This window comes from Streptomyces sp. NPDC020362, from assembly GCF_040642095.1.
Lineage (GTDB): Bacteria > Actinomycetota > Actinomycetes > Streptomycetales > Streptomycetaceae > Streptomyces.
Genome location: NZ_JBFAET010000010.1, coordinates 69,273 through 92,518, shown reverse-complemented (window position 1 = coordinate 92,518; position 23,246 = coordinate 69,273). Strand labels below are relative to the sequence as shown.

Genomic DNA, 23,246 nt, shown 5'->3' with positions numbered 1-23,246 from the left:
CCCGGCCAATCAATGTCATACGACGGGGTAGGCGATGCGCGAATCCGTACAGGCAGAGGTCATGATGAGCTTTCTCGTGTCGGAGGAGCTCTCCTTCCGCATTCCGGTGGAGTTGCGGTACGAGACCTGTGATCCCTATGCCGTGCGGCTGACCTTCCATCTGCCCGGTGACGCCCCGGTGACCTGGGCCTTCGGTCGTGAGCTGCTGATCGACGGGGTGGGGCGGCCGTGCGGCGAGGGGGACGTGCACATTGCACCCGCCGACTCCGAGCTGCTGGGCGAGGTGCTGATCCGGCTTCAGGTCGGGGGCGACCAGGCCCTGTTCCGCTCCTCGGCGCCGCCGCTCGTGGCCTTCCTGGACCGTACGGACAAGCTGGTGCCGCTCGGCCAGGAGGGTGCGCTGGCCGACTTCGACGCGCATCTCGACGAGGCCCTGGACAGGATTCTGGCCGAGGAACAGAGCGCAGGCTGAAGAGGCCACGGCAACGGGGCGCCGGGCGCTCCGTATGGCCGCCTGAGACCGTGCAGGAACGCTTCTCCTGTGGGTTCCCGGGGTTGGGTCCGGGTCACCGCTTCCGGCGCCGGCCCCTGCCGCCGCGCGCCGGGGCGAGCTGGGCCCCTGCGGGGGCCGTGCCCGGTCCGGGCCGGTCGGCCGAGACCACCAGGGCGGCGAGCGCGGTGGTGACCGGGACCGAGGCCACCAGGCCGATCGACCCCACCAGCGTGCGCACGATCTCCTCGGCCACCAGTTCGCTGTTGGCCACGGTGCCCACGCTGCTCTGCGCGATCGAGAACAGTAGCAGCAGCGGCAGCGCGGCACCGGCGTAGGCGAGGACCAGGGTGTTGACCACTGACGCGATGTGGTCGCGGCCGATGCGGATGCCCGCCCGGTACAACCCGCGCCAGCCCATCGCCGGGTTGGCCTCGTGAAGCTCCCAGACCGCCGACGTCTGGGTCACTGTCACATCGTCCAGGACGCCCAGCGAACCGATGATGACGCCGGCCAGGAGCAGACCGCTCATGTCGATCGACGGATACAGACCGTGGATCAGACCGGTGTTGTCGTCCGTGTTGCCGGTGAGCGCGGCCCAATCGATGAACTCCGAGCCGAGAATGCCGATCAGCAGCAGGGAGACCAGCGTGCCGAGCACCGCGACCGACGTGCGAGCCGACAGCCCGTGGCACATGTAGAGCGCGATGAGCATGATCGCGCTCGACCCGACGACGGCCACCAGCAGCGGGTTCGAGCCCTGCAGGATTGCGGGCAGGATGAAGAACGTGAGCACCATGAAACTCACGGCCAGGGCGACCAGCGCCATGACACCGCGCATCCGGCCCACCACCACGACGGCGAGCGCGAAGATCCCCGCCAGCAGTGCCATCGGGAACTTCCGGTCCACATCCGTGACGGAGTACTGCAGGTCCTTCGGCGCCGAGGGCTCGTAGGCGACCACGACCTTCTCGCCCTGGTGCAGCTGCCGCGACTGGTCCGGCTGCACGATCTCGGTGAAGGTACGGCCCTTGTCCTTGCCGGTGTCGACCCGGACCATCGCCTTCTTGCAGGTGCCCTTCGCCTCCTGCTGCGCCGAGTTGCCCTCGGCGGTGGAGGGGTCGCCGGCCGAGGAGCCCCCCGAGGCGTTCACCGACTTGCAGCTCACCTCGACCACCTGGGCGACCGTGGCCCGCTGCGTCTGGCGGTCGAAGCCGACGCCGGTGCGCTCGTGCGGCGGCGCTCCCCCGGGCCAGAGCACCGCCAGGCCGACGACGACCGCCGCGGTGAACGGGATCAGGATCGCCGCGATGACCTTGCGCAGATGCTTGGAGACAGGCGTGGCGGGTCCATGGCTGTGGCTGTGCCCGTGCGAGTGGCCATGGCCGTGGCCGCCGCTCGGCCCCGGGGCGTGCGGGTGTCCGTGCCCGTGCGCCGCCCTGGTGTCCTGGCCGTGTCCGTCACCGGTCGCGTGGCCGTCATGGCCGTGTCCGCCGCCCTCTCCTGAGCCGCCCCGGCGCGGCGGCTCAGGAGGCGGGTACGGGTACTGCTCCGTCGTGGTCACCGCCAGATCATCGCAAGAACGACAGGGGCCCCCTGTTCACCGCGCCCGAATTGACGCTAGCGTGGAGGCACCTTTGCACACGCGGGAGCTCGGAGCACCGGGCTGAGAGGGCGCTGACCTCCGTATTCGCGATGTTTCACGTGGAACGAACTTTCACGGGAAACATCGGCAGACGGAAACCGCTGCGTCGACCGCCGAACCTGTTACCGGGTAATGCCGGCGTAGGGAGTAGGTCTCATGACCAACAAGGACGCACGCACGCCTGCCTCCGCCCAGGACGAGAAGTCCCAGGAGGCCGGGAAGTCCATCGGCTGGCACAAGGCGTACGTCGAGGGCACCCGCCCCGACCTGCGCGTGCCGGTCCGCCAGGTGCACCTCACCAACGGGAAGTCGGTCACGCTGTATGACACTTCGGGCCCGTACACCGATCCACTCGTCGACACCGACGTCCGCAGGGGCCTGCAGCCCCTGCGGGAGAACTGGATCATCGCCCGCGGCGACACCGAGGAGTACGCCGGCCGTCCCGTCCGTCCCGAGGACGACGGGATCAAGCACACCTCGCCGCGAGGCGGGCTGCGCAACCTGGACGCGGTCTTCCCGGGACGTCCGCGCCAGCCGCGTCGCGGCCGTGACGGCGAGGCGGTCACGCAGCTCGCCTACGCCCGCCGGGGCGAGATCACGCCGGAGATGGAGTTCGTGGCCCTGCGGGAGAACGTCTCGCCCGAGGTGGTCCGCGAGGAGATCGCGGCGGGCCGCGCGGTCCTGCCGGCCAACGTCAATCACCCGGAGATCGAGCCGATGATCATCGGCAAGCGGTTCCTGGTGAAGGTCAACGCCAACATCGGCAACTCCGCCGTGACGTCCTCCATCGAGGAGGAGGTGGAGAAGATGACCTGGGCGACCCGCTGGGGCGCCGACACGGTGATGGACCTCTCCACCGGCCGCAACATCCACACCACCCGCGAGTGGGTGCTGCGCAACTCCCCCGTCCCCATCGGCACGGTGCCGCTCTACCAGGCGCTGGAGAAGGTCGACGGCAAGGCCGAGGAACTGACCTGGGAGATCTACAAGGACACGGTCCTCGAACAGGCAGAGCAGGGCGTGGACTACATGACCGTCCACGCGGGCGTGCGCCTGCCGTACGTCCCGCTCACCGCCAACCGCAAGACCGGCATCGTCTCGCGCGGCGGCTCGATCATGGCGGCCTGGTGCCTGGCGCACCACAAGGAGTCGTTCCTGTACGAGAACTTCGAGGAACTCTGCGAGATCCTCGCCGCCTACGACGTCACGTACTCGCTGGGCGACGGCCTCAGGCCGGGCTCGATCGCGGACGCCAACGACGCGGCGCAGTTCGCGGAGTTGCGCACCCTCGGGGAACTCAACCAGATCGCCAAGCGTTTCAACGTACAGACGATGATCGAGGGCCCCGGTCACGTCCCGATGCACAAGATCAAGGAGAACATCGACCTTCAGCAGGAGATCTGCGATGAAGCTCCGTTCTATACGCTCGGCCCGCTGACCACGGACGTCGCGCCGGCGTACGACCACATCACCTCCGGCATCGGTGCCGCGATGATCGCCTGGTGGGGCACGGCGATGCTCTGCTACGTCACTCCCAAGGAGCACTTGGGCCTGCCCAACCGTGACGACGTCAAGACCGGCGTCATCACCTACAAGATCGCGGCCCACGCAGCCGACCTCGCCAAGGGGCACCCGGGTGCGCAGGAGTGGGACGACGCGCTGTCCGACGCCCGCTTCGAGTTCCGGTGGGAGGACCAGTTCAACCTCGCGCTGGACCCCGACACGGCACGGGAGTTCCACGACGAGACGCTGCCGGCCGAGCCCGCCAAGACGGCCCACTTCTGCTCCATGTGCGGGCCGAAGTTCTGCAGCATGAAGATCAGCCAAAGCATCACGGAGCGGTTCGGGGGCGCGGCGTCCGAGGGGGCGTCGCAGGACGAGATCGCGGAGGGGATGCTCCAGAAGTCGAAGGAGTTCGCCGAGGCGGGAAACCGGGTGTATCTGCCGATCGCCGACTGATACGCGGCTCGCAAGGCGCTGACCCGGGACGGCGCGACAGCTGTCCCGGGTGGCGTTCTTGTCAGACCGTCGCCGCTCCACAGAGGTCCACAGCTGCGTGTCAGAGCCGGTCTCGCAGGACATCCGGTGCGAACACGGGGGCAGCCGGGCGGAGATCGAGGAGGGCATGGTGCAGAAGCCGAAGGGGCCGCGGCCGTGGGCAGTCGGGCCTCTCTGCCGGTGCCGGCTGAGGCGCGTGCGGTGAAGGCACCGCGGGGTACGGCCGACCGGAGCCAGACGCCGGCCGGCCGTGCGGCCGGTGCCGTTCGGTCTGCGCCCCTCGGCGGGGCGCGGGCCGCGGGCCGCGGACTATTCCGGCTGGTGCTCCGGGCCGCCGAAGTCGGGGCTCGTGTAGTCCGGGCTGCTGAAGCTCGGGCGGCCGGAGGCCGAGCCGTCGTCGGGGCTGCTGAATCCGGGCCGGTCGTAGCCGAGGCGTGGCATGCGGCTGGTGGAGGCGGGCGGGACGGTCGGGTGCAGCACCGCCGTGTCGGGCTCGGCGAGTGCGTCCCGCAGGAACGGCAGGATGCCGCGCTCCAGCAGGGCGTTCCGCCAGGCCTCCCTGGCTCTGGCCACCGCCTCGCTCGCCGCGTCGTGGCCTTCGGCGTCCGCCGCGGCGCTGTTGCGCAGGGCGGTGAGCAGCAGCCCGATCGCGGCGACGAGGATCGCGGCCGCGGCCACGGCGCCGAAGACCCAGCCCGTGGTGAGCATGGTCTGGCCAAAGCCCTGGCCGGGGTCCAGCATCTTCAGGATGTAGCCGACGAGCAGGAAGATCGCGGCGGCGGTTCCGGCGAGGACGGGAGCCAGCACCGCGATCACGGCGATGGCGCCCGCTCCGGCGCTCTCGGCCGTCTCGGTGGCCTCGCCGAGTGTGGTGGCGAGCCCCGTCGTGCCCGAGGCCGGGTCGGCGGAAGCGGAGTCGTGGGCGGCGGAGGGGGCGGTCGGCGCCGGGTGGCGCAGTTCCTCGCGGACCGTCACGTAGTGCTGGTACTCGCTCGCCGCGGCCGCCGTGATGAGTGCGGTGGCGTTGAGCGCCATGGTGCGCAGCTGCTCGGGGTTGAGCCGCTGTCCGACAGCGGCCAGTTCCGGGCGATGTGCTGCGGAGCGCAGCGCCTCATCGAGGATCCGCTCGAATTCCTGACGGTCCTCGTTCAGCAGGTGCTGCGGAACGCTGTTCATGTGCATCCCCCGATGCTCCGTAGGGCTTGGGGCTCGCACACCGGCGAGCCGTCGGGCAGAAACGGAGGGGAGCCTGCTACGGATAAGCCGATGGTAGAGCCGTGACGGCACACGGTGACAGGGGGTTGCCAGAAATTGCGTGCCGACCTGCGCGCATCCGTTCGTGGAGCGCCCGACCGGCGCATGCCCCGGGAATGCTCAGTTATCCAGGGGAAGTTGCTGGACCAGCAGTTTTCCGGCCATGGTCACGCCACCGTCCATGGCGATGGCGAGTCCTTCGGCGTAGACGTGCGGTCCCTCGACCACCGGCCCACCGCCTTCCTCGCCGTCCTCTGAACCGACCTCGCCGAGCAGATACGGAATGGGGCTGTGGCCGTGAACGACGCGGGTGCCGCCGTACGTATCGAGGAGGGAGCGCACGGCGTCGGCGCCGCCCTCGTCGCGGAAGGAGAAGCGCTTGGTGAACTTGCGGAACAGGTCCCAGCACTCGTCCGCGTCGTTGCGGGTGAGCGTCTCGCGGACGGTGTCGTTGACCGCCTCGATCGAGTCGCCGTAGTCGAGGTAGGCGGTGGTGTCGGAGTGGACCAGCAGATACCCGTCGACCTCCTCGACCGCGTCGAGGCGGGCCATCCACTGCAGGTGGTGGTCCTGGAGGCGGTCCATGTCGGTCTTCTGCCCGCCGTTGAGCAGCCAGGCCGCCTGGAAGGTGGCGGTGCCCGCACCGGAGTTGACGGGGGTGTCGGCGAACCGCTTGGCGCCGAGCAGAAGCAGTTCGTGGTTGCCCATGAGTGCCTTGCAGTAGCCGCCGGCCGCAGCGGCCTCGGCGGAAAGCCGCATCACGAGATCGATGACGCCGATGCCGTCCGGACCGCGGTCGGTGAAGTCGCCGAGGAACCACAGCCGGGCGGTGCCCGCGCACCACTGGCCGGCGGCGTCGATCAGCCCCTTCTCCTGCAGGGCGGCCACCAGTTCGTCGAGGTAGCCGTGGACGTCACCGACGACGTACAGCGGGCCGGGGCCCGCCGCGGGCCGGGGCGCCGGTGCGGCGGGGGCCGGTACCGGTTCGAGGGAGACCTGGAGGGTGTCGCCGCGGTTGATGACGGGCAGGTCGCGCTGGGTGGGCGTGTACCCCTCGGGGTAGCTCTCGGCCACGGGCGGGACGGTGTCGGCGGGGTGGCTGGCGACCGGACCGGTTTCGTGGACGTACGCGGGCACCCGGAAGTCGCGCACCGTCGCCGTTCGCTCCACCTCGGGTCCTTGACCGGCCCCCTGAGTCATCCGACCCCTCCACCATCGCGCCGCATCTGCACCGCTTCGGACTGCCTGGTCGCAGCGGCCCGCGGTGTCGTGGGCCCATCATAGGAATGCCCGTCGCGCCATGTGATGACCCAGGGGTGGTGAATCGGAGCAAGACTCCAGTTCACCGCGGCTTTCGCCCCGTTTGGGCAGGGCTTCGACCGGCAGCAGGTCACCTGGCGGCCGCACGGTGGGTCGCTCGGCCGTTCCCTGCGGCTCGCACCGGGCCGCACAAAACGGGGCGGCCGACCCGTGCGGCCGACCGGCGCGCGCCGAGCGGCCGTCCCGGGTGAACCGGGCGGCCGCTCTCGTGAGCTGCGGGCCGCGAGCGCCCGTGCCCGGGGTGGCCGCACCGGGCACGGAGGGCGGCCGGACCATGTCCCCGCCGAACCTGGCCCGGCCGCGTGTGATTGCGCCCTTACCCCTTCTCAGGGGTCCGTGGCGGGCTGACGGTCGTGCGCGGGGGGCGCCGCTGGGACGAGGTACGCACGATCAGTTCGGTCGGTATCACCTGTTCGACGGGGTGGTCCGACTCGACGCCCTCGATGGCGTCGATGAGGAGCTGGACGACGGCCGTGCCGATCCGCCGCGGTTTGAGGGAGAGTGTGGTGATGGGCGGCTCGGTGTTGGCGTACACCGTGGACTCGCTGCAGCACACGAGCAGCAGGTCGTCCGGGACGCGCAGGCCGTAGCGGCGGGCGGCGGCGAGCAGGTCGGTGCCGTTGGGGTCGAAGAGGCCGTAGACGGCGTCCGGCCGGTCGGGCCGGGCGAGCAGCCGGTCGGCTGCTACGGCGCCCGCGCACGGGTCGTGCGCCGGGTACGCCTCGTAGACCGGGTCCTGGCCCACGCGCTCGCACCAGCGCAGGTAGGCGGTGGTCGACAGGTGGGTGTACGTGTCCGTCGTCGTGCCCGTGAGCAGGCCGATCCGGCGGGCGCCGGCGTCGGCGAGGTGGTCGAGGATGCCGAGGACGGCGGCCTCGTGGTCGTTGTCGACCCACGCGGTGACCGGGAGTGAGCCGGCCGGGCGGCCGTCGGAGACGACCGGTAAACCCTGGCGGACCAGTTCGCTGACGACCGGGTCCTGGTCGGAGGGATCGATGACGACCGTGCCGTCCAGAGCCACGTTGGACCACACGTCGTGGCGGGAGGTCGCGGGCAGGATGACGAGGGCATAGCCGCGGGCGAGCGCGGCCGAGGTGGCGGCCCGGGCCATCTCGGCGAAGTACGCGAACTCCGTGAAGGTGAAAGGTTCATCCCCGTACGTCGTCACAGTCAGGCCGATCAGCCCCGACTTGCCGGTACGGAGGGTGCGGGCGGCGGCCGAGGGACGGTATCCCAGCCGGTCGGCGACCTCGCGGACATGGCGTCGGGTGGCATCTGGGAGCCGGCCCTTGCCGTTGAGGGCATCGGAGACGGTCGTGATGGAGACCCCGGCGGCGGCGGCCACGTCTCTGATGCCCGCCCGGCCCGGCCGACTGCCTCGACGTGAGGTTTCCGCGCGGCTCACCTGGTGCTTCCCTGCTGCTGTCATGGCGAGCCGATAGTAGGGCTCATACGGTGGGGTAGTGCGGACGCATATGCACGCGTTGACAGGTACGTTTCTGCATGGTCATCAAGGGATAACTGCCTTAGAAAGTAAGTCAGTTAAGCGCTCTCATGCCAAGACGTGACTTGTCGACGCGCATGAGCCTGCCAAGTGTCCGATGTCTCGAAGAGGTCTCAACTCACCTTCACGAGGGATGCGCGCCACGGCGTGAGCTACCGGCGCATAGATATATGTACGGCGCGCCCCCCGATACGTACGCCTTCGTACGGCGATGCCCCCGATGCCGGTGGACGCGATGATGTTCGCCTCTTGCTGTCCCGCATCTGTACGCACCGGCGCCGAATCCTCATATGGTGAGGAGTATTGGAAGCCGGTGGCGTCGACGGGCCGCCGGTGGTCGCGAGGAGGACTGCGGTGAGCGAGACGAGCCCCAAGCTGCGCGCCGAGCTGGAGGGTATCCCCACCTACAAGCCGGGCAAGCCCGCCGCGTCCGGCGGTCCGGTCGCCTACAAGCTGTCCTCCAACGAGAACCCCTATCCGCCGTTGCCCGGCGTGATGGAGAGCGTGACCGCGGCTGCGGCCGACTTCAACCGCTACCCGGACATGGCCTGCACCGGGCTGATGAACGAGCTGTCGGAGCGCTTCGGCGTCCCGCTCTCCCACCTGGCCACCGGTACCGGCTCGGTGGGCGTCGCCCAGCAGCTGATCCAGGCGACCAGCGGGCCCGGCGACGAGGTGATCTACGCCTGGCGCTCCTTCGAGGCCTACCCGATCATCACCCAGGTCAGCGGGGCCCGGTCGGTGCGGGTGCCGCTCACGCCGGGCGACGTGCACGACCTGGACGCGATGGCGGACGCGATCACCGACCGGACGCGTCTGATCTTCGTCTGCAACCCCAACAACCCGACCGGCACGGTGGTGCGGCGGGCCGAGCTGGAGCGGTTCCTCGACCGGGTGCCCGCTGATGTGCTGGTGGTCCTCGACGAGGCCTATCGTGAGTTCATCCGTGACCCCGAGGTGCCCGACGGTGTCGAGCTGTACCGGAACAGGCCGAACGTCTGCGTCCTGCGCACCTTCTCCAAGGCCTACGGCCTGGCCGGGCTGCGGGTGGGTTTCGCGATCGGCCACGAGCCGGTGGCGGCGGCGCTGCGCAAGACGGCGGTGCCCTTCGGCGTCAGCCAGCTCGCACAGGAAGCGGCGATCGCCTCGCTGCGGGCCGAGGACGAGCTGCTGGGCCGGGTCGGCTCGCTGGTCTGCGAGCGCACGCGCGTGGTCGACGCGCTGCGCGCCCAGGGGTGGACGGTGCCGGAGACCCAGGCCAACTTTGTGTGGCTGCGGCTGGGGGAGCACACGGTCGCGTTCGCGGCGGCCTGCGAGCAGCACGGCGTGGTGGTCCGGCCGTTCCCGGGCGAGGGCGTGCGGGTGACGATCGGGGAGACCGAGGCGAACGACATCTTCCTGAAGGTGGCGGAAGGGTTCCGCAAGGAGCTGTAGCTCCCGTCATGGGACCGTGGCGCTAGGCGTCGATCAGTTCCACGCGTACGGGGTCGCCATCGCGCACGGTCGCCAGCACAGCGGCGTCCCCATCCACGCTTCCTAGGACGTTGCACGGGCTCGCGAGGCGGCACTCGTCGCCTCGCGAGATCGGGGTGGGGCCGTAGGGGAGGGCGAGCGCATCGCCGTCCGTCCAGAAGGCCACGGTGCCCGGCTCCACGACCTGCCGGGCGTCCGTTTCACGTGAAACAGACACACCCGTGTCGAAATAGACCTCATCGCCCCAGGTGTGGGCGGTGGAGACCAGTGGCAGCGCCTTGGCGAGGGCCTGCGCGGTCGGTGTGTTTTCAAGGGTCGCGGTGAGGTGGCCGGCAGGCCACGAGATCCGTATCTGCATGGCCTGCAATTCAACAATATGTTGAAGTCGCTGCCAAGGTCTTGACGCCGAGGCGAAGGGGGGACCCCCCTTCGATTGGCGAAAATCGGTGCGTCATAATGGCTTGTGAATGTGAACGCGTTCACAAGCGTGTCCCGGTTGCTCCCGTGATGTACGTGACAAAAGGGGCAAAATGCCGCGACCACGGCGAAGTGTAAGGAGCTGACGACGTGGATTTGGCTTTGGCGCCGGAGACGCTGGCGCGATGGCAGTTCGGCATCACCACCGTCTATCACTTCCTGTTCGTCCCGCTGACGATCTCCCTGGCCGCCCTCACGGCGGGGTTGCAGACGGCCTGGGTGCGTACGGAGAACGAGAGGTACCTCAGGGCGACGAAGTTCTGGGGCAAGCTCTTCCTGATCAACATCGCGATGGGTGTGGTCACCGGCATCGTGCAGGAGTTCCAGTTCGGCATGAACTGGTCGGACTATTCGCGCTTCGTCGGTGACATCTTCGGCGCCCCGCTCGCCTTCGAGGCGCTGATCGCGTTCTTCTTCGAGTCCACCTTCATCGGCCTGTGGATCTTCGGCTGGGACAAGCTGCCGAAGAAGATCCATCTCGCCTGTATCTGGATGGTCTCGATCGGCACGATCCTGTCGGCGTACTTCATCCTCGCGGCCAACTCCTGGATGCAGCACCCCGTCGGCTACAAGATCGACCAGGCGAAGGGGCGCGCCGAACTGACCGACTTCTGGGCCGTGCTGACCCAGAACACCGCGCTCAGCCAGGCCTTCCACACTCTGTCCGCGGCCTTCCTGACCGGCGGTGCCTTCATGGTGGGCATATCGGCCTACCACCTGGCCCGCAAGAAGCACATCCGCGAGATGAAGACCTCGCTGCGGCTGGGCCTGGTCACCGTGGTCATAGCCGGCCTGCTCACCTCGGTCAGCGGTGATGTGCTCGGCAAGGTCATGTTCAAGCAGCAGCCGATGAAGATGGCGGCTGCCGAGGCGCTGTGGGACGGCCAGAAGCCGGCACCGTTCTCGATCTTCGCCTATGGCGATGTCGAGAAGGGCCACAACACCGTCGCGATCGAGATACCGGGCCTGCTGTCCTTCCTCGCCGACGACAACTTCACCTCGTACGTTCCCGGCATCAACGACGTCAACAAGGCCGAGCAGCAGAAGTTCGGGCCCGGCGACTACCGGCCCAACATCCCGGTGGCCTTCTGGGGCTTCCGCTGGATGATCGGCTTCGGCATGGCCTCCTTCGCCATCGGTCTCGCCGGGCTCTGGCTGACCCGCAAGAAGTTCATGCTCCCCAAGCATCTGAGGGTCGGCGAGGACGAGGTGCCGAACCTGGTCCTCTTCAAGAACAAGGCGCTCGGGCCGAAGCTGAGCCCCTGGTACTGGCGCATCGCGACCTGGACCTTGGCCTTCCCGCTGATCGCCAACTCGTGGGGCTGGATCTTCACCGAGATGGGCCGTCAGCCGTGGGCCGTCTACGGCGTGCTGCAGACCCGGGACGCGGTCTCCCCCAGTGTCTCCCAGGGCGAGATCATCACCTCGATGATCGTCTTCACGTCCCTCTACGCCATCCTCGCGGTCGTCGAGGTCAAGCTGCTCGCGAAGTACGTCAAGGCCGGCCCGCCCGAGCTGACGGAGGCCGACCTCAACCCGCCCACGAAGATCGGCGGCGACACCCGTGACGCCGACAAGCCGATGGCCTTCTCGTACTAGGCCGAGGGGACAGTCATGGAACTTCACGACGTCTGGTTCGTCCTGATCGCCGTCCTATGGACCGGCTACTTCTTCCTGGAGGGCTTCGACTTCGGGGTCGGCATCCTCACCAAGCTGCTGGCCCGGAACCGGCCCGAGCGCCGTGTGCTGATCAACACCATCGGGCCCGTCTGGGACGGCAACGAGGTGTGGCTGCTCACGGCGGGCGGTGCCACCTTCGCCGCCTTCCCCGAGTGGTACGCCACCCTCTTCTCCGGCTTCTACCTGCCCCTGCTGGCCATCCTGGTCTGCCTGATCGTCCGGGGCGTCGCCTTCGAGTACCGGGCGAAGCGGCCTGAGGAGAATTGGCAGCGCAACTGGGAGACGGCCATCTTCTGGACCTCGCTCATCCCGGCGTTCCTGTGGGGCGTGGCCTTCGGGAACATCGTGCGGGGCGTGAAGATCGACCGGCACTTCGAGTACGTCGGCAGCCTCGGGGACCTGTTCAACCCGTACGCCCTGCTCGGCGGGCTGGTGACACTCACCCTGTTCACCTTCCACGGAACGGTGTTCACCGCGCTCAAGACGGTCGGTGACATACGGCTGCGGGCCCGCAGGCTGGCGCTGTGGGTCGGTCTCCTCACCGTCGTTCTGGCGAGCGCCTTCCTGCTGTGGACACAAGCCGACAGCGGCGATGGCAAGAGCCTGGTGGCCCTGATCGTGGCGGTCGTGGCTCTGGTGGCCGCTCTGGTGGCCAATCAGGCGGGCCGCGAGGGATGGTCGTTCGCGCTGTCCGGGGTGACCATCGTGGCGTCGGTGGCGATGCTCTTCCTGTCGCTCTTCCCGAACGTCATGCCGTCCACGCTCAACGGGGACTGGAGCCTCACCGTCACCAACGCCTCGTCGAGCCCGTACACCCTGAAGATCATGACGTGGTGCGCGGCCATCGCCACGCCACTCGTCCTGCTGTACCAGAGCTGGACCTACTGGGTGTTCCGCAAGCGGATCGGCACGCAGCACATCGCTCCTGACGCTGCCGCCGGCGCCGCACACTGAGTCCGCCGAGGGTGTGTTTCACGTGAAACACACCCTCTGGGCCGAAGGGCATGTTTCACGTGAAACCGATCGATCCGCGCCTCCTGCGATACGCCCGCGCCACCCGCCTCTTTCTGGTGGCGGTCGTCGGCCTGGGGGCCGTCGGCGCCGGGCTGGTCATCGCCCAGGCCATGCTCATTGCCGAGGTGGTGGTCGGGGCCTTCCGGCACGGGCAGTCGGTCACTGAACTGCGCGCCCCCCTGCTGTTGTTGGCTGCCGTGGCCGCGAGCCGGTCGGTTGTCGCGTGGCTCACCGAACTCGCCGCACACCGCGCCAGCGCCGCGGTGAAATCGGAGCTGCGCGGGCGGTTGCTGGGACGCGCCGCCCACCTGGGTCCCGGGTGGCTGAGCGGTCAGCGAACCGGCTCCCTGGTCACCCTGGCCACACGCGGGGCGGACGCCCTGGACGACTACTTCTCGCGGTACCTCCCCCAGTTGGGGCTCGCGGTGGTCGTCCCGGCAGCCGTGCTCGCGCGGATCGTCACCGAGGACTGGGTGTCCGCGGCAATCATCGTCGGCACCCTGCCGCTGATCCCCCTCTTCATGATGCTGATCGGCTGGGCCACGCAGTCCCGGATGGACCGTCAGTGGCGGCTGCTGTCCCGGCTCTCGGGCCACTTCCTGGACGTGGTCGCCGGTCTGCCCACACTGAAGGTGTTCGGCCGGGCCAAGGCCCAGGCAGACTCCATTCGCCGGATCACCGGTGAGTACCGCCAGGCCACCCTGCGGACCCTGCGGATCGCCTTTCTCTCCTCGTTCGCGCTGGAGTTGCTGGCCACCCTGTCGGTGGCGCTGGTCGCCGTGACGATCGGCATGCGCCTGGTGCACGGCGACATGGACCTGTACATCGGTCTGGTCATCCTGGTGCTGGCCCCCGAGGCGTACCTGCCGCTGCGCCAGGTGGGCGCGCAGTACCACGCGGCGGCGGAGGGGCTCGCGGCGGCCGAGGAGATCTTCGCCGTCCTGGAGACACCGGTCCCGGCGTCCGGGACCGCGGCGGTGCCCGCGGGCCCCGTGACCTTCGACGGAGTGACGGTCCGCTATCCGGGGCGGTCGGCGGACGCCGTGACCGACGTGTCGTTGACCGTGCAGCCCGGCGAGACCGTGGCCCTCGTCGGACCGAGCGGGGCGGGCAAGTCGACACTGCTCAACGTGCTGCTGGGGTTCGTGCGGCCCAGCGAGGGCCGGGTGCGCGTCGGGGCCGTCGATCTCGCCGAGGCCGACCTGGAGCAATGGAGGTCGCGGATCGCCTGGGTGCCGCAACGGCCGCACCTGTACGCCGGGACCATCTCTGAGAACGTACGGCTGGCCCGGCCCGACGCGGACGACACCGCCGTCCGCGAGGCACTCCGGGAGGCCGGTGCGCTGGAGTTCGTGGACGCGCTTCCCGAGGGAGCCGGCACGGTGCTCGGGGAGGACGGGGCCGGGCTGTCCGCAGGCCAGCGACAGCGGCTCGCGCTGGCCCGGGCCTTCCTTGCCGACCGCCCCGTGCTGCTGCTGGACGAGCCGACGGCCGCGTTGGACGGGGCGACCGAGGCCGACGTCGCGGCGGCGGTGCGCAGGCTTGCGGCGGGTCGCACGGTGCTGCTGGTGGTACACCGGCCGGCGCTACTGGAAGCGGCGGACCGGGTGGTGCGGCTGGAGGGCAAGGAACCGTCGACGGCCCGGAGCGGCAGTCGACCTTCCAGGGGGGAGCACCCCCTGGACTCCCATCCCCTGGATCCCTATTCCCTGGACCCCCGCCTTCGCCCACCCACACCCACTCCCACGCTCGACTGCGCTCACGCGGGGGAATCCCCATCGCCACGCGGCCACCTGGCAAGCGGCCCTACAGAGCAGCCCCTGGCGCGTCCCCGGAGCGTGCTTGCCCGGGTCCGGGGACTTGCCGGGCCCCGACGCGGCCGGCTGTTCCTCGCGCTGCTGCTCGGGAGCCTGGCGCTCGGCAGTGCCGTCGGGCTGATGGCCACCTCCGGCTGGCTCATCTCGCGGGCCTCGCAACAGCCGCCGGTGCTCTATCTGATGGTGGCCGTGACGGCGACACGGGCCTTCGGGATCGGGCGGGCCGTCTTCCGGTACGCCGAGCGGCTGGTGTCGCACGACGCCGTGCTGCGGATGCTGGCCGACACCCGGGTCGCCGTCTACCGGCGCCTGGAGCGGCTGGCGCCCGCGGGGCTGCGGACGGCCCGCCGTGGCGATCTGCTGACCCGGCTGGTCACCGACGTGGACGCGTTCCAGGACTACTGGCTGCGCTGGCTGCTGCCCGCCGGGGTCGCGGTGGCCGTCTCGACCGCCTCGGTCGCCTTCACGGTCTGGCTGCTGCCCCCGGCCGGGGTCGCGCTCGCGGCCGGCCTCCTGGTGGCCGGCGTCGGGGTCCCCATGATCACCGCAGCAGCGGCCCGGCGTACCGAGCGGCGGCTGGCGCCCGCCCGGGGCATGCTCGCCACCCGTGTGGCCGACCTGCTCACCGGCACCGCCGAACTGGCCGTCGCCGGGGCCCTGCCGGCCCGTACGGCCGCGGCCCGGGAGGCCGACGGAACGCTCACCCGGATCGCCTCGCGTGCCGCGGCGGTCACCGCGCTCGGTGACGGGCTCACCGCGCTGGTCTCCGGGCTGACCGTCACCGCCACGGCGCTGCTGGGCGCCCAGGCGGTGGCTGCGGGCCGGCTCGGCGGCGTGGCGATGGCCGTGGTGGTCCTCACCCCGCTGGCCGCCTTCGAGGCCGTACTGGGGCTTCCGCTCGCCGTGCGCTTCCGGCAGCGGGTGCGACGGAGCGCGGAGCGCGTGTTCGAGGTACTGGACGCGCCGGAACCCGTACGGGAGCCGGCGCAGCCCCGGCAGGCGCCCGCCGTGCCCTTCCCGGTCGTACTCAAGGACCTGACCGCGCGGCACCCGGGGCAGCACCGGGACGCGCTCGCCGGGCTCGATCTCACCCTGGACCAGGGGCGCCGGATCGCCGTGGTCGGGCCGTCCGGCTCCGGCAAGACGACGCTCGCCCAGGTCCTGCTGCGCTTCCTCGACCCGGGGGCCGGCTCGTACACGCTCGCGGGTGTGGACGCGTACGCGCTGGCGGGTGACGACGTCCGCCGGTTCGTCGGACTGTGCGCCCAGGACGCGCACCTCTTCGACAGCACCGTGCGCGAGAACCTGCTGCTCGCCCGGAAGGACGCCACCGAGGCCGACCTGCGCGACGCGCTGGCCCGGGCCCGGCTGCTGGACTGGGTGGACGGGCTGCCCGACGGCCTGGACACGCTCATCGGCGAGCACGGGGCGCGGCTGTCCGGCGGGCAGCGCCAACGCCTCGCGCTGGCCCGCGCGCTGCTCGCCGACTTCCCCGTGCTCGTCCTGGACGAGCCCGCCGAGCACCTGGACCTGCCGACGGCGGACGCGCTCACCGCGGATCTGCTGGCCGCCACCGAGGGCCGTACGACGCTGCTGATCACCCATCGGCTGGCGGGGCTCGACGCGGTGGACGAGGTGGTCGTGCTCGACGGGGGCCGGGTGGTGCAGCGGGGCCCGTACGCGGAGCTGGCCGCCGTGGACGGGCCGTTGCGTGCCATGGCGCGCCGGGAGGCGGCGGCGGAGGTGCTCGCACAGGCCCGATGACGGGGCACACGCGCATCGCTCCGGGTTGCCCGGCAAAAGGGACTAAATACTCTCGAGGCATGTCTGCCGAGCCCTCGCCCGACCCCTCGTCGGCCGCCCACCGTGTCGGACGGGCAGCAGGGGCTGACCGGTGCGCTCATTCGGGATCCGGTGCCGGTGCCGGTGCCGGTGCCGGTCCGGCCGGCCGGACCGGCCGATCCGAGCCGGGATCCGCGCTCGTGCGGCTTCCCAGCACGCCACCCGCCGATGAGCAGCTTCCCGGGTGTCCCGATCCGGGTGCAGGGCGAGATCATCGGCAAGCTCCCCGCTGGAGGCCCCCGAACGGGGCCTCTCCCCGAGATCCCTGCGCGAGGTCCTGCCACAGGATCTTCCCGGGGACCTGTCGGCGGTTCCTCCCGGGGTCCTGCCGGAGGATCCTCCCGCGGTCCTGCCGGAGGATCCTCCCGCGGTCCTGCCGGAGGATCTTCCCTAGGTCCTGTCGGTGGCCCCCGTCGGAGGCCGCGCCGCCGGGGGGGCGGGGTCAGATGCGTTCGGCGAGCAGTTGCTCGATCACGACCGCCACGCCGTCCTCGTTGTTGGCGACCGTACGGCCCGAGGCCGCGGCGACGACGTCCGGGTGGGCGTTGCCCATCGCGTACGACCGGCCGGCCCAGGTCAGCATCTCGACGTCGTTGGGCATGTCCCCGAAGGCGACGACCTCTTCGGGCGTGATGCCGCGCTCGGCGCAGCACAGGGCGAGCGTGCTGGCCTTGGAGACGCCCGGGCCGCTGAGCTCCAGCAGGGCGCTGGGGCTGGAACGGGTGACGTTGGCGCGGTCACCGACCGCGAGGCGGGCGAGGGCGAGGAAGGCGTCCGGGTCGAGGCCGGGGTGGTAGGCGAGGATCTTGAGGACCGGCTGGTCGTTGTCCGGGCCGTCGGAGGCGAGGAGGGCCTCGGCGGGCAGGAGGTTGTCCGGTATCTCCATGTGCAGCTTGGGATAGGCCGGTTCCTGGTGGAAGCCGTAGGTCTGCTCGACGGCGAACACCGTGCCTGGTGCCGCGTCGCGCAGCAGCCGTACGGCGTCCAGCGCGTTCTTCCGGGCCAGCTCGCGCACCTTCACGAACCGGTGGGCGCCGGGGCCGCCGTGCAGGTCGACGACGGCGGCGCCGTTGCCGCAGATCGCCAGACCGTGGCCGTGGACGTGGTCGCTGACGACGTCCATCCAGCGGGCCGGGCGGCCGGTGACGAAGAACACCTCGATGCCCGCCTCCTCGGCGGCGGCCAGCGCGGCGACCGTCCTCGGGGAGACCGACTTGTCGTCGCGCAGCAGAGTGCCGTCGAGGTCGGTGGCGATCAGCCGCGGCCGTAGGGCGGCGGCCGGGGTCCCGGGCTGTCTGGTCGCTGAGGTCACCGGGCCATTCTCGCGCATATGCCCGCACGGCCGTGCGGGAGTGCGCACGGATGAGTTCACAGACACATCACGGATGGCTGACGGGCGACGCCTGCCACCGGGTCACGCCAGCTGGGCGAGCCCCTCCATGGCGATCTGCTCGAAGACCTTCTCCTCCGCGGCGAAGTCCGAGTCCGGGATGGGCCAGTGGATCACGATCTCGGTGAAGCCCAACTCCCGGTGGCGGCCGGCGAAGTCCACGAAGGCGTCCAGGGACTGCAGCGGGCGGCCGCGGTCCGGGGTGAATCCGGTGAGCAGGATCTTGTCCAGCCCGGCCATGTCCCGGCCGGTCGCGGCGCACGCCTCGGACAGCTTCTCCATCTGACCGCGCAGCGCCTCGACGGACTGCTCCGGGGTGCCGTTCTCGTACAGCTTCGGGTCGCCGGTGGTGACCCACGCCTGTCCGTACCGCGCGGCGAGCTTCAGTCCGCGCGGGCCGGTGGCCGCCACCGCGAAGGGCAGCCGGGGCCGCTGGACGCAGCCGGGGATGTTGCACGCCTCGTGCGCCGAGTAGAACCGGCCCGGCGACGACACGACGTCCTCGGTGAGCAGCCGGTCGAGCAGCGGCACGAACTCGGCGAGCCGGTCGGCCCGTTCGCGCGGCGTCCACGGGTCCTGGCCGAGGGCGGTGGCGTCGAAGCCGGTGCCGCCCGCGCCGATGCCCAGGGTGATACGGCCGCCGGAGATGTCGTCCAGGGAGATCAGTTCCTTGGCGAGGGTCACCGGGTGCCGGAAGTTCGGTGAGGTGACCAGCGTGCCCAGACGGAGCCGGTCGGTGGCGGCCGCGGCGGCGGTCAGCGTCGGGATCGCGCCGAACCACGGGCCGTTGCGGAAGCTGCGCCAGGACAGGTGGTCGTAGGTGTACGCGGTGTGGAAACCGAGCTGCTCGGCCCGCACCCAGGCCGAACGGCCGCCCTCGCTCCAGCGGCGGTACGGGAGGATCACGGTGCTCAGACGCAGACTCATGCGTCCGAGGGTACGGGGGCCCGCTGCAATGGCCGAAAGTGCTCACCGTACGTGCCTGCGGGGCCACGGGGCGAGCAGGCCTGCGGGACGCGCTCCGCGTGTGTGCGCTCCGCGCGCGTACGGTCCGCGTGTGCGACGGCGAGGGGTGTCAGTGCCGGCCGGGGAGGCGCAGGTAGCGGGGCGGTACGGCCTGGGTGAGCCACACGCCGTTGGCGCTGCGGTGGAAGACGTGGCCGTCGCGGTGCATGGCGCCGGCGTCCACGGAGAGTACGACGGGGCGGCCTCGGCGGGCGCCGACCCGGGTGGCGGTCTCGCGGTCCGCCGAGAGGTGGACGGCATGCCGGTTCATGGGCTTGAGGCCCTCGGTACGGATCGCGTCGAGGTAGGCGGCGACGGTTCCGTGGTAGAGGTACGGCGGCGGGGTCGCCGGGGGCAGGCCGAGGTCGACGTCGACGCTGTGGCCCTGGCTGGCTCGGATCCTGGTGCCCTCGATGGCGAAGCGCTGTTTGTCGTTGACGGCCACGACGTGGTCGAGCTCCTCGCGCGAGAAGCGGAAGCCGTGCGCCGCGGCCGCGGCGATCAGCGTGTCGATCTCGACCCAGCCGCCCGCGTCGAGTGAGAGGCCGATGCGCTCGGGCTGGTGGCGCAGGTGCTTCGAGAGGTATTTCGACACCTTTACGGTGCGTCTTTCATCCATGCCCTCAGAGTGCGGGAGAGACGCGGATCACGCAGGCTATTTTCGCCCCGAGGTTTGGTCCACAGCCAAGTGCGGTTATCCACAGGGTAATTGGAGAAGTTGTGGACAACTGACGGTCGGTTCAGGATGGTTCGCCAAGATCGCTGCGGGAGTGCCCCGGTGGGACGAGGTCGTCCAAGATCCGTGCCCTGACCTCCCGTTCCGCGGCCAGCGCGATGAAGGCGGACGCACGTTCACGGCCAACGAGGCTCTCCACAGCGCTGATCGTCTCGGCGGGAAGACCGATGGACCGCGTCTCCTGACGGGTTTCCCGCCGCCCCTCGGTGCCCAGGTGGGTGCGCAGGTGCTGGACGGCGAACACGCGCATGGCGCGGGCCAGTTCGGCGTCCACGGTCTGCTGGGCCAGGGGGCGCAGTCGGCGCACCCATGAGGCGGCTTCCGCCGCCTGCGCGTCCGTGCGGTGACCGGGATCGTCCAGATAGCGGGCGAAGACGTATTCAGTGGTGAACTCCAGGAAACGGGCGGCAATGTGCTCGACCTGGACCCTCAACTCCCTGAGATGGTCCGAGATCGCGGCGAGCGGCACACCGGCCGCGTGCAACTCGGCCGCCACGGACAGCTCCTGGGGGCTCGGCACGAGGAAGGTGTGCTCGTCGCCGTCGACCGGTTCCAGCACGCCGAGGTCGAGGGCCTCGGCCACGGCGTCGTCGTCGGGGGCGCCGCCGAAGCGGGCGTTCAGCTCGTCGCGGGTGATGCGGGCCGGTTCCTCGTCGGTCCACGGGCCTTCCACCTCGGTGACCAGGCCCAGGACGCCGCCCAGGCCGCGGCCGGTGTCCCAGGCGTCCAGGAGTTCCTTGATGGAGGCCAGGGTGTAGCCGCGGTCGAGGAGGTGGGCGATCTGGAGGAGACGGGTGAGGTGGATGTCGGAGTAGAGGTTGGCCCGGCCCTGGCGTTCGGGGCGGGGGAGGAGACCTTTGTCCTGGTAGGCACGGATGGTTCGTACGGTGGTGCGGGTGTGGTGGGCGAGGTCCTCGATGCGGTAGGTCCTGGCGGCCCGAGGGCCGGTCATACGGGGGTCCTGTGCGGTGACCGGAGGCGGGGCCTGCCGGTCACAGCTTCGGCTCCACCCGTGCGAGCCCCCGCAACACCCCCGGCATGAAACGCGACAGCAGGTGTGCGCCGCGGGCCTCCGGGGTCACCGGTACCACCGCTCTGTTGTGGGTCACCGCCTCCAGGACCGCCTCGGCGACCTTCTCCGGTGGGTAGTTGCGCAGCCCGTACAGGCGAGCGGAGTGCTTCTGGCGGCGGCGCTCCTCGGCCTCGTCGACCCCGGTGAAGCGGGCCGTGGACGTGATGTTCGTGTTGACGATGCCCGGGCAGATCGCCGTGACTCCGATGTCCTGCGAGGCCAGTTCGGCGCGCAGGCACTCCGAGAGCATCAGGACCGCCGCCTTGGAGGTGCTGTAGGCGGGCAGGGCCCGGGAGGGCTGGTACGCGGCCGCCGAGGCGATGTTGACGATGTGGCCGCCCTGGGCGCGCTCGGCCATCCGCGCTCCGAACAGACGGCAGCCGTGGATCACGCCCCACAGGTTGACGTCCAGGACCTTGCGCCAGTCGTCGGTGGTCGTGGTGAAGAACGATCCGGACAGGCCGATCCCCGCGTTGTTGACCAGCACGTCCAGCACGCCGTATGCGCGATGCACCTTCTCGGCGAGCTTCTCCATGGCCTGTTCGTCGGAGACGTCCGCGGTCTCCGACCAGGCCTCGGGCGCGCCGATCAGCCGGGACAGCTCGGCGGTGCGGGCGGCGGCCTCGGCGTCGCGGTCGACGGCCACCACGCGCGCGCCGGCCTCCGCGAACGCGAACGCCGTGGCCCGCCCGATGCCGCTGCCCGCACCGGTGACCAGCACCAACTGCCCGCCGAAGCGCTCGGCATGGCGGCCGGTCGCGGTCGGCTCGACGCGGCCGCCCTCCACGGACGTCACGAACTCCTCGATCCATGCCGCGAGGTGATCGGGGCGTGTGCGCGGGACCCAGTGCTTGGCCGGAAGCGTGCGCCGGGTCAGCTGCGGCACCCACTGGTCGAGGTCGTCGTAGAGCCGCTCGGACAGGAACGCGTCTCCCTGGGGCGTGATGAGCTGCACGGGCGCGTGCGCGTACGCGTCGGGGCGCGGCCTGCGCAGCCGGGCGCGGACGTTGTCCCGGTACAGCCAGGCGCCGTGTGCCGCGTCGGAGGGCAGGGACGCGGTCGGGTAACCGTCGCCGGGGACCTTCTCGACCCGCTGGAGGATCTTGGGCCAGCGCTTGCCGAGCGGGCCGCGCCAGGCCATTTCCGGCAGGGCGGGCGTGTGCAGCAGGTAGACGTACCAGGACTTGGCGCCCTGGCCGAGGAGCTGGCCCACCCGGCGCGGGGTGGGGCGCTTCACGCGTGCGTTGATCCAGTGCCCGAAGTGGTCCAGGGAGGGTCCGGACATCGACGTGAAGGAGGCGATGCGGCCCTCGGTCCGCCCCACCGTGACGAACTCCCAGGACTGCACCGAGCCCCAGTCGTGGCCGACGAGGTGCACCGGGCGGTCCGGGCTCACCGTGTCCACGACCGCCAGGAAGTCGTCCGTGAGCTTCGCCAGGGTGAAGCCGCCGCGCAGCGGCTGCGGTGCCGTGGAACGGCCGTGTCCCCGGACGTCGTACAGGACGACGTGGAAGTGGTCCGCGAGGCGTGCGGCGACCTCCGACCAGACCTCCTTGCTGTCCGGGTAGCCGTGCACCAGCACCACGGTCGGCTGCTCCGGATCGCCCAGCTCGGCCACGCACAGTTCGACCCCGCCCGTCCGCACCCGGCGCTCACGCGCACCCTTCAGCATCGAAGGTGTCGTCACTTCTCCTCCGCCCAGCGCCGCACGTGCGGCAGATCGTCGTCCAGCCAGAACGCGCTCTGCTCGGGGTCCCGGGAGTCGGTGACCACCAGGATCTCCTCGAACTTCGCGCCCGTACCCCGGAAGCCGAGGTGCGGTTCGACCGCCCACAGGCCCGGCTGCGGCGGGTGGTCGGAGAAGCGGTACGGCGACCACAGGGGCGACCAGCCCTCGCGGTGGCCGTGCAGGGCGTCGGCGGCCAGGCCCTTCAGGGACTGTGCGCCGAACCCGAACAGGTGCGGGGACCAGCGGCGCTGCTTCACCCGGTCCACCTTGTGGGCGATCACGCCGAAGGGGTACGCCCGGTGTCGGTTGGCGTAGCCCTGGCGGACCATGAGCCGGTCCACGTCCTCGTAGATCTCGCGCAGTGGCCGCCGCTCGCGCACCTCGCGCAGGATCAGCTCGCGGTGCGCCTCCAGATCGGCCATCAGCCGGTCCTGCACCGGGTTGACGCCGAGGGAGCCCGAGTAGCCGATGTCGGCCGTGTGTCCCTCGTAGACCGGGGCCATGTCCAGGATGAACGGCATCCCGGGCTCCAGGGCCCTGTCGGTCGGGAAGAACTGCAGCGGGATGCGGAAGTCCACGAACGCCGTGCGGTCGCCGAACCAGGCGAAGGGCAGGTGGAACCAGTCCCGCACCCCTCGCTCGCGCAGCCACTCCCGCTGCATCCGCGCCGCCTCGCGCTCGGTCACGCCCGGCTCCAGACGTGCCGCGACCGCCTCCGCGCACTCGTACGCGAGGCGCTGCACCCGCCTGAATCCCTGCAACTCCACGGAGAGTTCGCTGCTCACTGCCGTCGTCATGCC

Annotated in this window: 17 protein-coding genes, 1 pseudogene and 1 riboswitch; of the genes and pseudogenes, 7 read left to right on the top strand and 11 right to left on the bottom strand. The window is 70.5% G+C overall.

The features are described from left to right. Nucleotides 1–34: 34 nt before the first annotated feature. Nucleotides 35–472 carry an SsgA family sporulation/cell division regulator gene (locus AB0H32_RS07215; protein ID WP_067000511.1) on the top strand — a complete coding sequence of 146 codons (438 nt, stop codon included), beginning with the start codon at nt 35–37 and terminating at the stop codon, nt 470–472. Nucleotides 473–566: 94 nt separating this feature from the next. Here the strand turns inward: AB0H32_RS07215 and AB0H32_RS07210 are convergent, their stop codons facing one another. Continuing rightward, a complete protein-coding gene (locus tag AB0H32_RS07210) occupies nt 567–2,054 on the bottom strand; it encodes a YibE/F family protein (RefSeq protein ID WP_361115576.1) in 1,488 nt (495 codons plus the stop codon). Between the two features lie 71 nt (nt 2,055–2,125). After that, nucleotides 2,126–2,299, top strand: a riboswitch (TPP riboswitch). Between AB0H32_RS07210 and thiC the strand changes: the two genes are divergently transcribed. Continuing rightward, a complete protein-coding gene (thiC, locus tag AB0H32_RS07205) occupies nt 2,292–4,094 on the top strand; it encodes a phosphomethylpyrimidine synthase ThiC (RefSeq protein WP_361115572.1) in 1,803 nt (600 codons plus the stop codon). (Overlaps the previous riboswitch by 8 nt.) A gap of 348 nt (nt 4,095–4,442) precedes the next feature. Here the strand turns inward: thiC and AB0H32_RS07200 are convergent, their stop codons facing one another. The 3 genes from AB0H32_RS07200 to AB0H32_RS07190 form a co-directional block, all read right to left on the bottom strand. Next, nucleotides 4,443–5,315, bottom strand: a complete 873-nt coding sequence (locus AB0H32_RS07200; protein WP_361115569.1) for a hypothetical protein — start codon at nt 5,313–5,315, stop codon at nt 4,443–4,445. Between the two features lie 192 nt (nt 5,316–5,507). Next, a complete protein-coding gene (locus tag AB0H32_RS07195) occupies nt 5,508–6,587 on the bottom strand; it encodes a metallophosphoesterase (RefSeq protein WP_361115566.1) in 1,080 nt (359 codons plus the stop codon). Between the two features lie 436 nt (nt 6,588–7,023). Next, the gene (locus tag AB0H32_RS07190; RefSeq protein WP_361115563.1) at nt 7,024–8,136 is read right to left on the bottom strand and encodes a LacI family DNA-binding transcriptional regulator; all 1,113 of its coding nucleotides are present in this window, start codon (nt 8,134–8,136) and stop codon (nt 7,024–7,026) included. Between the two features lie 429 nt (nt 8,137–8,565). Here AB0H32_RS07190 and hisC point away from each other — a divergent pair, with 429 nt between their 5' ends. Further along, nucleotides 8,566–9,645: a histidinol-phosphate transaminase gene (gene hisC, locus AB0H32_RS07185; RefSeq protein WP_361115560.1), complete on the top strand. Its 1,080-nt coding sequence runs from the start codon at nt 8,566–8,568 to the stop codon at nt 9,643–9,645. A gap of 22 nt (nt 9,646–9,667) precedes the next feature. Here hisC and AB0H32_RS07180 read toward each other — a convergent pair whose 3' ends face one another. Next, on the bottom strand, nt 9,668–10,042 hold the full coding sequence (locus tag AB0H32_RS07180; RefSeq protein ID WP_361115557.1) for a cyclophilin-like fold protein: 375 nt from the start codon (nt 10,040–10,042) through the stop codon (nt 9,668–9,670). Between the two features lie 209 nt (nt 10,043–10,251). Between AB0H32_RS07180 and AB0H32_RS07175 the strand changes: the two genes are divergently transcribed. From AB0H32_RS07175 to AB0H32_RS07160, 4 genes and pseudogenes are all read left to right on the top strand, one after another. Further along, nucleotides 10,252–11,760 carry a cytochrome ubiquinol oxidase subunit I gene (locus tag AB0H32_RS07175; RefSeq protein ID WP_361115554.1) on the top strand — a complete coding sequence of 503 codons (1,509 nt, stop codon included), beginning with the start codon at nt 10,252–10,254 and terminating at the stop codon, nt 11,758–11,760. A gap of 15 nt (nt 11,761–11,775) precedes the next feature. Beyond that, on the top strand, nt 11,776–12,795 hold the full coding sequence (gene cydB, locus AB0H32_RS07170; RefSeq protein ID WP_361115551.1) for a cytochrome d ubiquinol oxidase subunit II: 1,020 nt from the start codon (nt 11,776–11,778) through the stop codon (nt 12,793–12,795). Between the two features lie 59 nt (nt 12,796–12,854). Next, nucleotides 12,855–16,436: a thiol reductant ABC exporter subunit CydD gene (cydD, locus tag AB0H32_RS07165; protein ID WP_361115548.1), complete on the top strand. Its 3,582-nt coding sequence runs from the start codon at nt 12,855–12,857 to the stop codon at nt 16,434–16,436. Nucleotides 16,437–16,538: 102 nt separating this feature from the next. Then, nucleotides 16,539–16,739 (top strand): annotated as a pseudogene (locus AB0H32_RS07160) (GAF domain-containing protein); the annotation flags it as partial. A gap of 217 nt (nt 16,740–16,956) precedes the next feature. Here AB0H32_RS07160 and AB0H32_RS07155 read toward each other — a convergent pair. The 6 genes from AB0H32_RS07155 to AB0H32_RS07130 form a co-directional block, all read right to left on the bottom strand. Beyond that, nucleotides 16,957–17,844: an HAD hydrolase family protein gene (locus AB0H32_RS07155; RefSeq protein ID WP_361115545.1), complete on the bottom strand. Its 888-nt coding sequence runs from the start codon at nt 17,842–17,844 to the stop codon at nt 16,957–16,959. An 84-nt stretch (nt 17,845–17,928) separates the two neighbouring features. Then, nucleotides 17,929–18,831 (bottom strand): LLM class flavin-dependent oxidoreductase, encoded by a 903-nt coding sequence (locus AB0H32_RS07150; RefSeq protein ID WP_361115542.1) that lies wholly within the window; start codon nt 18,829–18,831, stop codon nt 17,929–17,931. A 148-nt stretch (nt 18,832–18,979) separates the two neighbouring features. Then, entirely contained in the window at nt 18,980–19,528 is a 549-nt protein-coding gene (locus tag AB0H32_RS07145) for an RNA 2'-phosphotransferase (protein ID WP_361115539.1), read from the bottom strand. Nucleotides 19,529–19,649: 121 nt separating this feature from the next. Next, nucleotides 19,650–20,597 (bottom strand): MerR family transcriptional regulator, encoded by a 948-nt coding sequence (locus tag AB0H32_RS07140; RefSeq protein ID WP_361115536.1) that lies wholly within the window; start codon nt 20,595–20,597, stop codon nt 19,650–19,652. A gap of 40 nt (nt 20,598–20,637) precedes the next feature. Continuing rightward, on the bottom strand, nt 20,638–22,389 hold the full coding sequence (locus tag AB0H32_RS07135) for an SDR family oxidoreductase (protein ID WP_361115658.1): 1,752 nt from the start codon (nt 22,387–22,389) through the stop codon (nt 20,638–20,640). An 11-nt stretch (nt 22,390–22,400) separates the two neighbouring features. Beyond that, nucleotides 22,401–23,243, bottom strand: coding sequence for a M24 family metallopeptidase (locus AB0H32_RS07130; protein WP_361115533.1), 843 nt, complete (start codon nt 23,241–23,243; stop codon nt 22,401–22,403). Nucleotides 23,244–23,246: the final 3 nt, after the last annotated feature.